This is a genomic window from Azospirillum sp. TSH58, assembly GCF_003119115.1.
Lineage (GTDB): Bacteria > Pseudomonadota > Alphaproteobacteria > Azospirillales > Azospirillaceae > Azospirillum.
In genome coordinates, this window is sequence record NZ_CP022364.1 from 124,092 (window position 1) to 136,359 (window position 12,268).

At 67.9% G+C, this 12,268-nt stretch carries 14 protein-coding genes; 4 read left to right on the plus strand and 10 right to left on the minus strand.

Annotated features, from left to right (window positions below):
* Nucleotides 1-114 precede the first annotated feature (114 nt).
* Nucleotides 115-942 (plus strand): type I methionyl aminopeptidase, encoded by an 828-nt coding sequence (gene map / locus TSH58p_RS04075; protein ID WP_109071129.1) that lies wholly within the window; start codon nt 115-117, stop codon nt 940-942.
* Entirely contained in the window at nt 939-1,529 is a 591-nt protein-coding gene (locus tag TSH58p_RS04080; protein ID WP_109071128.1) for an NUDIX hydrolase, read from the plus strand. Before map ends, TSH58p_RS04080 begins: the two co-directional genes overlap by 4 nt.
* Nucleotides 1,530-1,532: 3 nt before the next feature.
* Here TSH58p_RS04080 and TSH58p_RS04085 read toward each other — a convergent pair whose 3' ends face one another.
* The 10 genes from TSH58p_RS04085 to rpsF form a co-directional block, all read right to left on the minus strand.
* Nucleotides 1,533-1,751: a hypothetical protein gene (locus TSH58p_RS04085; protein ID WP_109071127.1), complete on the minus strand. Its 219-nt coding sequence runs from the start codon at nt 1,749-1,751 to the stop codon at nt 1,533-1,535.
* A 103-nt stretch (nt 1,752-1,854) separates the two neighbouring features.
* A complete protein-coding gene (locus tag TSH58p_RS04090; protein WP_109071166.1) occupies nt 1,855-2,646 on the minus strand; it encodes an ABC transporter ATP-binding protein in 792 nt (263 codons plus the stop codon).
* An 8-nt stretch (nt 2,647-2,654) separates the two neighbouring features.
* Nucleotides 2,655-3,431: an ABC transporter permease gene (locus TSH58p_RS04095; protein ID WP_014240372.1), complete on the minus strand. Its 777-nt coding sequence runs from the start codon at nt 3,429-3,431 to the stop codon at nt 2,655-2,657.
* Nucleotides 3,431-4,567, minus strand: a complete 1,137-nt coding sequence (gene alr / locus TSH58p_RS04100; protein WP_109071126.1) for an alanine racemase — start codon at nt 4,565-4,567, stop codon at nt 3,431-3,433. Before alr ends, TSH58p_RS04095 begins: the two co-directional genes overlap by 1 nt.
* Nucleotides 4,545-6,077: a replicative DNA helicase gene (locus TSH58p_RS04105; protein WP_109071125.1), complete on the minus strand. Its 1,533-nt coding sequence runs from the start codon at nt 6,075-6,077 to the stop codon at nt 4,545-4,547. The genes alr and TSH58p_RS04105 overlap by 23 nt, the downstream gene beginning before the upstream one ends.
* 182 nt (nt 6,078-6,259) lie before the next feature.
* A complete protein-coding gene (locus TSH58p_RS04110; protein WP_109071124.1) occupies nt 6,260-7,513 on the minus strand; it encodes a cyclopropane-fatty-acyl-phospholipid synthase family protein in 1,254 nt (417 codons plus the stop codon).
* Between the two features lie 242 nt (nt 7,514-7,755).
* Nucleotides 7,756-8,322 (minus strand): 50S ribosomal protein L9, encoded by a 567-nt coding sequence (rplI, locus tag TSH58p_RS04115; RefSeq protein ID WP_109071123.1) that lies wholly within the window; start codon nt 8,320-8,322, stop codon nt 7,756-7,758.
* Nucleotides 8,322-9,278 (minus strand): DUF2232 domain-containing protein, encoded by a 957-nt coding sequence (locus TSH58p_RS04120; protein WP_109071122.1) that lies wholly within the window; start codon nt 9,276-9,278, stop codon nt 8,322-8,324. Before TSH58p_RS04120 ends, rplI begins: the two co-directional genes overlap by 1 nt.
* A gap of 34 nt (nt 9,279-9,312) precedes the next feature.
* Entirely contained in the window at nt 9,313-9,585 is a 273-nt protein-coding gene (rpsR, locus tag TSH58p_RS04125) for a 30S ribosomal protein S18 (protein WP_014240379.1), read from the minus strand.
* A complete protein-coding gene (gene rpsF / locus TSH58p_RS04130; RefSeq protein ID WP_014240380.1) occupies nt 9,586-10,023 on the minus strand; it encodes a 30S ribosomal protein S6 in 438 nt (145 codons plus the stop codon).
* A 393-nt stretch (nt 10,024-10,416) separates the two neighbouring features.
* Here rpsF and fabD point away from each other — a divergent pair, with 393 nt between their 5' ends.
* Both fabD and fabG read left to right on the plus strand, forming a co-directional pair.
* A complete protein-coding gene (fabD, locus tag TSH58p_RS04135; protein ID WP_109071121.1) occupies nt 10,417-11,373 on the plus strand; it encodes an ACP S-malonyltransferase in 957 nt (318 codons plus the stop codon).
* Between the two features lie 8 nt (nt 11,374-11,381).
* Nucleotides 11,382-12,119 (plus strand): 3-oxoacyl-[acyl-carrier-protein] reductase, encoded by a 738-nt coding sequence (fabG, locus tag TSH58p_RS04140; protein ID WP_109071120.1) that lies wholly within the window; start codon nt 11,382-11,384, stop codon nt 12,117-12,119.
* Nucleotides 12,120-12,268 lie beyond the last annotated feature (149 nt).

Below are 12,268 nucleotides of genomic sequence, written 5' to 3' on the forward strand. Positions count from 1 at the left end.
GCTGACGTTCTAAATCCTATGGCAGAGGTGATAAAAAGCTGGGGCTTTTCTCGGCTGTTCCGGTGGTAGGTTCTGTCCCGGAATCACGATGAACAACGGATGTGAGGTGACACGGTGGCGGACAAGGACGCGCGGAAGATCCCGCTGCACGGCCCGGAGGAGTTCGAGGCGATCCGCAAGGCCGGGCGGCTGGCCGCGGCGACGCTCGATTACATCGCGCCCCATGTGGTGCCGGGGGTCAGCACGGGCCATCTGAACCGGCTGATCGAGGCCTTCATGCGGGACAACGGCGCCATCCCCGCGACCCTCGGCTATCACGGCTATCCGGCGGCGAGCTGCATTTCACCGAACCATGTGGTGAATCACGGCATTCCGTCCGACGACAAGACGCTGGTCGACGGCGACATCGTGAACGTCGACGTGACGGTGATCCTCGACGGCTGGTACGGCGACACCAGCCGCATGTTCTTCGTCGGCGAGAAGATCGGGGTCAAGGCGCGCAAGCTGGTGGACATCACCTACAAGGCGATGATGGCCGGCATCGCGCAGGCCAAGCCGGGCAATCATCTGGGCGACATCGGCCACGCCATCCAGACCCTGGCCGAATCCCACCGCTACGGCGTGGTGCGCGATTTCGGCGGGCACGGCATCGGGCGGGTGTTCCACGACGCGCCCCATGTCGATCATTTCGGCAAGCGCGGCACCGGGGTTCTGCTGGTTCCGGGCATGGTCTTCACCATCGAGCCGATGCTCAACGCCGGCAAGCCGGACGTGAAGATCCTGTCGGACGGCTGGACCACCGTCACCCGCGACCGCTCCCTGTCCGCCCAGTTCGAGCATCAGGTCGGCATCACCGAGACGGGCTGCGAGATCTTCACCCTGTCGCCGGCGGGCTTCACCCAGCCGCCCTATGACTCCACCGACGGGGCCGCTGCGGCATGAGCGGGGAACTGAAGCCCTGGACGGTCCTGGAGCGGCGGACCCTGCTCGACGCCGGGCCCTTCCTGAAGGTGCACGCCGAGACCGTCGAGACGCCGGACGGCCGGCGGGTGGAAAATTTCTATCAGGTCGAGCAGACGGACTTCGTCCAGATGTTCGTCGAGGACGAGGATGGGCGCGCGCTGATGCTGCGCACCTACAAGCATGGCCCGCGCCGGGTCAGCCTGACCTTTCCCGCCGGGGCCCTCAACCCCGGCGAGGAGCCGCTGGCGGCGGCGAAGCGGGAGTTGCTGGAGGAGACGGGCCACGCCGCGGACGGCTGGACCGCGCTCGGCTCCTACGTGGTCCAGGGCAACCAGCGCGGCTGCGTCTGCCATATGTTCCACGCCCGCAACGCCCGCAAGGTGACGGAGGCGGACTCCGGGGACCTTGAGGAGATGCGGCTGGAGTTGCTGACCCGCGGGGATTTGATCGCGGCGGCGGCAGAGGGCGATTACGCCCTGCTGCCGGTCATCGCCATGCTGGGCGCCGTTCTGCTGCCGGAACTGCGCGACAACCTCGCGCGGTCGGCGGCGCGCCCGGCGCCGTGACGGTTACTTCCCCTCGGTCGGGCCGGCGAAGAAATGGGCGAGCGCGTCGGCCGCTTCGAGCGACAGCTGGTTGTCGTTCTTGAGAAGCTGCTCGTGGGCGTTCTTGATGGTCTGCACCGTCTCTTCGTTGGTCAGAAGCCCCTTGGCCTGGAGCGTCTCCAGAATCTTGGCGCTCAGCATGAAGCTCGCGAAGGCCAGTCCGTTCGTGGTGATGTCCGCCATGCTCGTCTCTCCGATGGGACGCCGGCCTGTGGTGGCCGGCGCTCTTTCTGGCCGACCCTACCGGGCGGCAGGTTAATTTTGCACGAACCGGTGCTGCGACGCTTTACAGCGCGCGCACCTGCATCTTGTTCGGTCCTTCGCCCCGGCCATGGACGAACTGGTCCACATAGGGATTGCCGGAGTGATCGATGTCGTTGGCGTGGCCGGTCCAGATGATCCGGCCCTGGTAGATCATCGCGACCCGGTCGGCGATCTTGCGGGCCGAGGCCATGTCGTGGGTGATGGTCACGGCGGTGGCGCCCAGATCCTTCACGCACTTCACGATCAGCTCGTTGATCACGTCGGCCATGATCGGGTCGAGGCCGGTCGTCGGCTCGTCGAAGAAGATGATCTCCGGCTCGTCGGCGATGGCGCGGGCGAGGCCGACGCGCTTCTGCATGCCGCCCGACAGCTCCGACGGGAACAGCTCGCCCACCTCCGGGCCGAGGCCGACCGCGCCCATCTTGGCGATGGCGATGTCCTTGGCCTTGGCGCGCGGCATGTGCTCGCCCTGGATCAGGCCGAAGGCGACGTTCTCCCAGACCTTCAGGCTGTCGAACAGGGCGGCGCCCTGGAACAGCATGCCGAACTTGTGCAGCAGCTTCTCCCGCTCGCGCGGGCGCAGCTTCGTCGTCTCCTCGCCGTCGACGCGGATGGAGCCGCTGTCCGGCGATAGCAGGCCGAGGATGCATTTCAGCATGACCGACTTGCCGGTGCCCGACCCGCCGATGACGACCAGCGACTCGCCGCGCCCGACCTCCAGGTCGATGCCGTTCAGAACGACCTTCGGGCCGAAGGCCTTGTGCACGTTCTTCAGCGAAATCTTCGGCGGATGAGCGGGGGGAACCTGGGACATGGATTCGCTCACTTCGTCGAGAAGAAGATGCCGGTGATGAGGTAGTTCCACACCAGGATGAGGATGGAGGCCGACACCACCGCGTTGGTCGTCGCCGCACCCACGCCCTGGGCGCCGCCGCGCGAATGGTAGCCGTGGTAGCAGCCCATCAGCGACACCATGAACCCGAACACCGCCGCCTTGACGAGGCCGGAGATCACGTCGACCGGCTCCAGGAACTCCCAGGTCCGGCCGATGTAGGAGGCCGGGTTGAAGTCCAGCCGGTAGACGCCGACCAGGAAGCCGCCGAACACGCCGATGATGTCCGCCACCAGCACCAGCAGCGGCAGCATGGCCAGCCCGGCGATCAGGCGGGGCGCCACCAGATACTTGAAGGGGTTGGTCGACAGGGTGGACAGCGCGTCGATCTGCTCGGTCACGCGCATGGTGCCGATCTCGGCGGCCATCGCGGCGCCGATGCGCCCGGCGACCATCAGGCCGCCCAGCACCGGCCCCAGTTCGCGCGTCACCGACAGGGCGACCACCGTGGCGATGGCGCCCTCCGCCTGGAAGCGGGAGAAGCCTGAATAGCTCTGCAGCGCCAGCACCATGCCGGTGAACAGCGCGGTCAGCCCGACCACCGGGAGCGAGTAATAGCCGATGTCGATCATCTGGCGCAGGATCTGCCGTGGATAGAACGGCGGACGCACGCAGTGCGACAGGGCGGCACCGGTGAACATGGCGAGCTTTCCGGTGGCTTCCAGAAAGATCAGGAAGGCCCGTCCGGTGGCGGCAAGGAAACCCATCAAGCGACCTCAGGCGGCGGCGGGTCGCGGTAGACCCTGTGGTAACGCGCGCCCAGCGAGGTCAGGATCTCGTAGCCGATGGTGCCGCCCTCGCTCGCCACGGTGTCAACCGGGCGGTTCGGGCCGATCAGTTCCACCAGCCCGCCGGGCGTCACCGCCTCGTCGGGAAGGTGGCTGACATCCACCGTCACCAGATCCATCGAAACGCGCCCAACCACCGGAGCGGCCACGCCATTGACAAAGACATGGCCGCGCCCGCTGAGCGAGCGCAGATATCCGTCGGCATAACCCACTGCGATGGTTGCGATTTTTCCTCTCGCCGCAACGCGGTGCGTTGCACCGTAGCCAACGGTCATAGGGCTGTCAACGTTGCGCACCTGAAGCAGCCGGGCGTCGAGCCGGATGGTGTCCCGCATCGGGTTCACGGCACCCGGCGTCGGATTGACGCCGTAGAGCGCGCAGCCGGGCCGCACGAGGTCGAAATGGAAGGCCGTTCCGTGGAAGATCCCGGCGGAATTGGCGAAGCTCGCCTTGGCCGCGGGCAGGCGCCCGACCGCCGAACGGAAGCGCCCGAGCTGCTGGCTGTTCATCACCGAATCCTCGTCGGCGCAGGCGAGGTGGGTCATCCAGACCTGGACATCCACCCCCTCCAGCCGGGAGAGGTCGCCGACGAGCGCGTCCAGCTCGTCCGGGCCGAGCCCGAGTCGGTTCATCCCCGTGTCGATGTGGACAACGGCGGGCAGGGCCGCTCCCTGCGCCTTGGCGTGGGTCTGCCACGCGGCGATGTCGCCCAGATGGTTCAGCACCGGCAGGATGCGGTGGGCCGTGAAGTCCGGGGCGGTGCCGGCGGGCAGGCCGCCCAGCGACAGCACGCGGGCGTCGGGCGGCGCCACGGCGCGGACGGCCAGCGCCTCCTCGAACTGGGCGACCACGAAGGTCCGGCAGCCGGCGGCGGCGAGCGCCGGAACGACGCGCTCCACCCCCAGGCCATAGGCGTTCGCCTTGACCACCGCCGCGCATTCGGCGGGCGCCACCCGGTCGCGGAGCTGCGTCCAGTTGGCGACCACGGCGCCGAGGTCGATGGTCAGAACGGCGCCGGCGCGGGCCAGCGGATCACTCAGTAGGGCCGAAGTCATGGGTCGTGTCGAGGTCGCCGAATTTCGTGAACTGCCCGTCGAAGAACATGCGGACGCTGCCGATCGGGCCGTGACGCTGCTTGGCGATGATCGCCTCCGCGGTGTTGTGCACCTCGGCGTAGCGCCTCTGCCAGTTGGCGTAGCGGTCGTTGTACTTGTCCTCCGACTCTTCGGGCCGGCGGGCCGGCTCGCCGCGCTCAAGATAGTACTGTTCGCGGTAAACGAACATCACGACGTCGGCGTCCTGCTCGATGGAGCCCGATTCGCGCAGGTCGGCGAGCTGCGGCCGTTTGTCCTCGCGCATTTCAACGGCGCGGCTGAGCTGCGACAGCGCCAGCACCGGCACTTCCAGCTCCTTGGCGATGGCCTTCAGGCCACGGGTGATCTCCGAGATCTCCTGCACGCGGTTCTCGTTGCCCTTGGTCGAGCTGCCGCGCAGGAGCTGGAGATAGTCCACCACCACCATGCCCAGCCCGTGGGTGCGCTTCAGCCGGCGGCAGCGCGTGCGCACCGCGGCGATGGTCAGGGCCGGCGTGTCGTCCACGAAGAAGGGCACGCGGCTGAGTTCCTGGCTGGCCGCCACGAACTTGGGGAAGTCGCTGTCCTTGATCTCGCCGCGGCGGATCTTGTCACCCGACACCTCGGCCTCGCCGGCCAGGATACGGGTGGCGAGCTGCTCCGCCGACATTTCCAACGAGAAGAATCCGACCGGCGCGCCCTCGCCGCCGTTGGTGCGCATGTGCGCCTTGGCCGCGTTGAAGGCGATGTTGGTCGCCAGCGCCGTCTTGCCCATGGAGGGGCGTCCGGCCAGGATGATGAGGTCCGACGGGTGCAGGCCGCCCAGCTTGCGGTCCATGTCGCGCAGGCCGGTGGTCACGCCGGTGACGTGGCTCGACCGCCGGAAGGCCGTCTCCGCGGTGGCGATGGCCGCCTTCAGCGACTCGGAGAAGGCGATGAAGCCGCCGCGCACGTCGCCGGTCGAGGCGAGGTCGAAGAGCTGCTTTTCCGCCGTCTCGATCTGGTCCATGGCGTCGATGTCGAGGTCGTGCTGGTACGCCTCGTTCACCATGTCGGTGCCGACCTCGATCAACTGCCGGCGCAGGAAGAGGTCGTGGATCGTCTTGCCGTAATCGCCCGCGTTGACCACCGTCACGACGTTGGCCGCCAACTGCGCGAGATAGCCGGCGCCGCCGTCCGGCGCCAGCTCGGCGTCGTTGTCGAAATAGGCCTTCAGCGTCACCGGGTTGGCGATCTGGCCGCGCTCCACCATCTTGGCGATGGCCGAGAAGATGCGCTGGTGCGCCGGGTCGTAGAAATGCTCGGCGCGCAGGAACTCGCCGACCTTCTCGTACGCCTTGTTGTTCACCAGGATGGCGCCGAGGAGCGCCTGTTCCGCCTCCTCGTTGTGCGGCGGCGTGCGGTATTCCGCCGTCGGCTTCGCGGCACCGGCACGGGACAGCCCGCCGTCGAGGGGGCGCGGCTCGAAAAGCTGGGTGGTCTTGTCATCCATGGCGGCACTTTAGCAAAGGGCGGGGCGCAAAGCTGTGCGATCGGGGTAAATCTACCCACATTCCTGTGAGTAACTTTTGCCCACAGCTGGTGAAAGCTGGGGATAGCCGGGAAATATAATTATATATCAAAGCTTTGGCGCTTTGCCAAACCTGTGGGTCGATATGGCGCGGACACCGCTTGTCAAGCGTTGTTGGCGCCGATGGTCCGGCCGGTCCGCAAGGGCTGCGGCGGGGCGTCGGCCAAGGCCGTCTCGGCGCGATGCAGGTAGTCGCGGACGAGCGGAACGGCGCCCAGCGAGCGGGCGAGCTGCATCTGGAAAACCATGTGTCCCTGGTAGCGGAAGCTGATCTCCGCCCCCGCCAGATAGAACTCCCACATCCGGCAAAAGCGTTCGTCGTGCATCGCGCGGGCCTCCTCCCGCCGGGCCGCGAAGCGTTCCCGCCAGTGGCGCAGCGTTTCGGCGTAGTGCAGGCGGAGAATCTCGACGTCGGTGTTCCACAGCCCGGCCTTCTCCACCGCCGGGATCACCTCCGACAGGGCGGGCGAGTAGCCGCCTGGAAAGATGTATTTGCGGAACCACGGGTTGGTGGAGCCCGGCCCGTCCGACCGGCCGATGGAATGCAGCAGCGCCACCCCGTCCTCGGCCAGCAGGTCGCGCAGCTTGGCGAAGAAGGCGGGATAATGGGGCACACCGACATGTTCGAACATGCCGACCGAGACGATGCGGTCGAAGCGTCCCTCCATCTCCCGGTAGTCGCGCAGTTCGAAGCGGACCTGGCCGGCCAGCCCGGCATGGGCCGCCCGCTCGCGCGCCACGGAGAGCTGCTCGCGGGACAGGGTGATCCCGGTGACCTGGGCGCCGGTCATGCGGGCAAGATAGAGCGCCATGCCGCCCCAGCCGCAGCCGATGTCCAGCACCCTCATGCCCGGCTGAAGCAGCAGCTTCGCCGCGATGTGCCGCTTCTTGGCCTCCTGCGCCTCGTCCAGCCCGATGCCGGGTGTGGGGAAATAGGCGCAGGAGTATTGCAGGTCGCGATCGAGGAACAGCTCGAAGAAGGCCAGCGACAGGTCGTAGTGATGGGCGATGTTGCGCCGCGCCCGCCGCAGGGGATTGCTCTGCTGGACCAGCCGCAGCGCGGGGGAAAGGGCTTCCCGGAGATTGCCAAGGACGCCCTGGACATTGTCCGTCCCGGCGCTCAGCAGCGCCAGGAAGTCATAGACCGAGCCGCCCTCGATGGACAGGCGTCCGTCCATGTAGGCTTCGCCGAAGCGCAGCCGCGGATTCACCACGAGGTCGCGGTGCAGCGCCTTGTCGTGCAGGCGCAGCGTGAGGGACGGGGTGCCGACCCCCACCCGGTGCCTGCGCCCATCGGCGCCGACGATGTCCAGGGCACCGGCGGTCAGGGCCGGTCTGAGCAGGCGGGCAAGCAGCATCGCGCATCTCCACATCCGTCGCGCACGACCCGGTCTGGTTCCTTCGCCGCAGGCGAATCACCGGACACCAGAGTCGGGGTTTGGCGCGGAGGGAGGCAACCCGCCGGACGGGGCAGGGGGCGGGGCGTCCGGCGCATCCGGAAGGGGGGAGGCGGGGCCGTAAAAGCGGAAAAGCCGCCTCGCCCCCTTTGCGGAGGGCGGGCGGCTTCCGGACGAGCGGACTGGTCTCGTTGAGTGGGCGATCAGCCCTCCTCGGAAACCTCGGCCTCGGCGGCCTCGGGGGCCTCCTCGATCTCGTCCTCGTCGTCGCGCAGGTCGGCCGCGGTGACCATGCCACCACGCGAGAGCTGCAGCTCGGCCTCTTCCTGCGAGCGGGCGACGTTCACCGTGACGGAGACGCTCACCTCGGGGTGCAGGACGACGCGCAGCTTGAACAGGCCCAGCGTCTTGATCGGGGTCTCGATCGACACCTGCTTGCGGTCGACCTTGTAGCCGGCGGCGTCAAGGGCGTCCGCGACGTCGCGCGGGGTCACCGAACCGTACAGCACGCCGGTCTCGCCGGCCTGACGGATCACGACGACCGTCACGTCGTTCATCTTGGTGGCCACCTGCTCGGCGTCCTTGCGGCGCTCGAGGTTGACGGCCTCCAGGTGGGCCTTCTGCTTCTCGAAGAACGCCATGTTCGCCTTGGTGGCGCGCATGGCCTTCTTCTGCGGCAGCAGATAGTTGCGGGCGAAGCCGGGACGCACCTTCACGACCTGGCCCATCTGGCCGAGCTTCTCGACCCGCTCCAGCAGAATAACTTCCATCACTCGTCCTCCTGATCGGGGCCGGCGGGCCGGAGACGGCGACGCAGCCCAATCCATTGCTCGATCATGCCCAGACCGACCATCAGCACGATCGGCCAACCGAAAAGAAACAGGAACATGTAGAACCCGATGAGGATCGGCAGCTTGGCCGATCGGCTTCGGGCGAACACATGCACCACCGAAAGCCCGGCAAAGGCGAATGGCAAGGCCAGGATCAGCGCGGCGTTGACCGCGAGGAACCCGACCGGGTCGGGCGCCAGCGAGGCCGCGACCATGGCCAGCAGGAACGCGGTGGCGAGCCACCGTGGCAGTTCCAGATCGTCCAGCCGCATGGCGGGGCGCCGGTTGCGGCCGAACCGCATCAGGACGCCCTGCGCCAGGGCTCCGTTGACGATCGTCATGACGAGCCATGAGATCACCGCGAAGCCCGGCAACACCTCGGCCATCCAGATGTCCTGCGGGTCCGGGGCCTGATGGCCCTGCGCGGAGAACATCTGGTCCGCCATGCGGCCCAGCGTTTCCCGCACCGCGCCCTCCAGCCCGCCGGGCTGATCGAGCGTCAGAACCGCGGCGCCCAGAAGGCCCGCCAGTCCCATTCCGGTCAGCGCCATCAGGAGCCGGCCCGGAGGATACCATTCCACACTCCCGTCGGGAGCCGCCCGCGCCAGCAGCGCCTGCCGCACCACCAGGATGACCGGGACAGCCGCGGTCACCAGATAGGCGAGAGACACCAGGACGCTGGACGACACCGCCAGGACCGCCACCGTTCCCGCCGCACCGGCGAGAAGGGAGGCGGTGGAGCCGAGCCACAGTCCCGCGAGGAACAGCGGCAGCGGCGCCAGATAGCCCAGGATCAGCGCCCCGAACCCGCCGAACAGAACGGCAAGGTAGAAGAAAGCGCTGACCACGCCGACACCGATGGCAGCCGCCAGAGGGGCGGCCAGGGGCGAGGCCATGGGATTGCCTTTGCCTGTTGTCCGCTTCGGGTCCTTACTTCACCACGTAGGGAAGCAGGGCCAGGAAACGGGCGCGCTTGATGGCGCGGGCGAGTTCGCGCTGCTTCTTCGCGGAAACCGCGGTGATGCGGCTCGGCACGATCTTGCCACGCTCGGAGATGAAGCGGGACAGGAGCTTGACGTCCTTGTAGTCGATCGCCGGGGCGTTCGCGCCCGAGAACGGGCAGGTCTTGCGGCGGCGGAAGAACGGACGGCGGGGACCGCCACCGGTGCGGGCCGGAGCGCCCGAGGTCTGCTTGTCGGACATTTAGGCGTTCTCCCCTTCGGCAACGGTGGGCTCCTGGCGGCGCGGCGGGCGCGGGCCACGATCCTCGAAGCGGCGCGGGCCGCGGTCGCCGCGATCGCCGCGGTCACCACGCTCGCCGCGGCTCTGCATCATCACCGACGGGTTGGCGTCCAGCGCGTCGACGCGGACGGTCATGAAGCGCAGCACGTCCTCGTTGATGCCCATGTTGCGCTCCATCTCGAGGACGGCGGCGGCGGGGGCGTCAAGGTTGAACAGGGTGTAGTGACCCTTGCGGTTCTTCTTGATCTTGTAGGTGAGCGTCTTCAGACCCCAGTATTCGGTCTTGGCGACCTGGCCGCCGTTGTCGCGAATGATCTGGGCGAACTGCTCGCCGAGCTGCTCGGCCTGGGCGGCCGAGATGTCCTGGCGCGCGATCAGCACGCACTCGTAAAGAGCCATTGTACTCCCCATGGCTGTTCATGGTCCGGCGCTGCGCCCCATCCCCTATGGACAGGATCAGCCGCCCGGGCCTAGCCGACGGCACGCGGGCCACCGGCAAGGAGTTATGAAGCGGCGCAGTATGCACAAAAGCCCTATCCCGACAAGCGGAAACACGAGCCGGCCGGCGATTCCGGCGCCGCTGCCTTCGGAAGGCCTTGGAAAGGCCCTTTTCTCCGTTCGCCTTTGCGTCGCAGCAATGAAAAAAAGCCGGAAAAGCAACAGAAAGGCACCAATTCCAGGCCTTCAACGTTGAGCATCGCTTGACTTGCCCGAAAGGCCGGGTATGACTGTCGCCGAATTCAACGGCAGCGCCGCGGGTGGCGCGCCTTTTTACTAGGGTTCCCAGACAGCATGACCAGGGCGTTCGTCTTTCCGGGCCAGGGCAGCCAAGCCGTCGGCATGGGCCGCGAGCTGGCCGAGGCGTTCGAGGTCGCGCGGCTCACCTTTGAAGAGGTGGACGACGCGCTGAACCAGCGCCTGTCCCGCCTGATGTTCGAAGGCCCCGAGGCCGACCTGACGCTGACCGAGAACGCCCAGCCGGCCCTGATGGCCGTCAGCGTCGCGGTCATGCGGGTGCTGAAGGACCAGGGCGGGCTCGACCTGGGCAAGCACGCGACCTTCGTCGCCGGCCATTCGCTCGGCGAGTACTCGGCCCTGTGCGCCGCCGGCGCCTTCACGCTGGCCGACACCGCGCGCCTGCTGAAGCTGCGCGGCCAGGCCATGCAGAAGGCCGTGCCGGTCGGGCAGGGCGCCATGGCCGCGCTGCTGGGCGCCGAGCTGGAGCAGGCCCAGGCCATCGCCGCCGACGCCGCCAAGACCCCGGCGGGCCAGACCGAGGTCTGCACCGTCGCCAACGACAACTCGTCGGGGCAGGTGGTGATCTCCGGCCACGCCGAGGCCATCGAGCGCGCCATCGTGATCGCGGCGGAGCGCGGGCTGAAGCGCACCGTGCGCCTGCCGGTCAGCGCGCCCTTCCACTGCCCGCTGATGCAGCCCGCCGCCGACGCCATGGCCGAGGCCCTGGCCAACGTGACGATCAACGCGCCGGCGGTTCCGGTGGTCGCCAACGTGACCGCCGCCGCCGTGTCGGACCCCAACGAGATCCGCCGCCTTCTGGTGGAGCAGGTGACCGGCATGGTTCGCTGGCGCGAGTGCGTGCTCTATATGAAGGAGCAGGGCGTCGACACGCTGGTCGAACTCGGCTCCGGCAAGGTGCTGTCGGGTCTCGCCAAGCGCATCGACAAGGAGTTGGCCGGAACCTCCGTCCAGGGCCCGGCCGACGTCGAATCGTTCCTGAAGACCCTGTGAGGCATTCCATGTTCGACCTGACCGGAAAGAAGGCGCTGGTCACCGGCGCCTCGGGTGGCATCGGGGCGCAGATCGCCCGCGCGCTGCACGCGCAGGGCGCCACCGTCGCCCTGTCCGGCACCCGCGTCGCCCCGCTGGAGGCGCTCGCCGCCGAACTGGGCGAGCGCGCCCTGGTGGTGCCCGGCAATCTCGCCGACGCCGCCGGGACCGAACAGCTCGCCAAGGACGCGGAGGCCGCCCTCGGCCAGATCGACATACTGGTGAACAACGCCGGCCTGACCCGCGACCAGCTGGCCATGCGCATGAAGGACGACGACTGGCAGTCGGTGCTGGACGTCAACCTGACCGCCGCCTTCCGCCTGTCGCGCGCCGTGCTGCGCGGCATGATGAAGCGCCGCTGGGGCCGCATCATCGGCATCACCTCGATCGTCGGCGTCACCGGCAACCCCGGCCAGGCCAACTACGCCGCCTCCAAGGCCGGCATGATCGGCATGTCGAAGTCGTTGGCCGCGGAGGTCGCGTCGCGCGGCATCACCGTGAACTGCGTCGCGCCGGGTTTCATCACCACGGCGATGACCGACGCCCTGAGTTCCGAGCAGAAGGACAAGCTGCTCACCGCCATTCCTTCCGGCCGCATGGGCGAGCCGGGGGAAATCGCCGCCGGAGTCGTGTACCTGGCGAGCGATGAGGCCGCCTATGTCACCGGCCAGACGCTGCACATCAACGGCGGCATGGCCATGATCTGAGGCGGATTCGCTGCCTGAACCACAGGTTCGGACCGGCTCCCGCGGGCGCTGGTCAAGGCTGTAAAAATGTGTTATCGGACGGGGCTTTTTGTGGCAGGAAGGCACGCAGCCGCGTGTTGAGCCGGCCGAATTCGCCCGAGCGGTCTCAA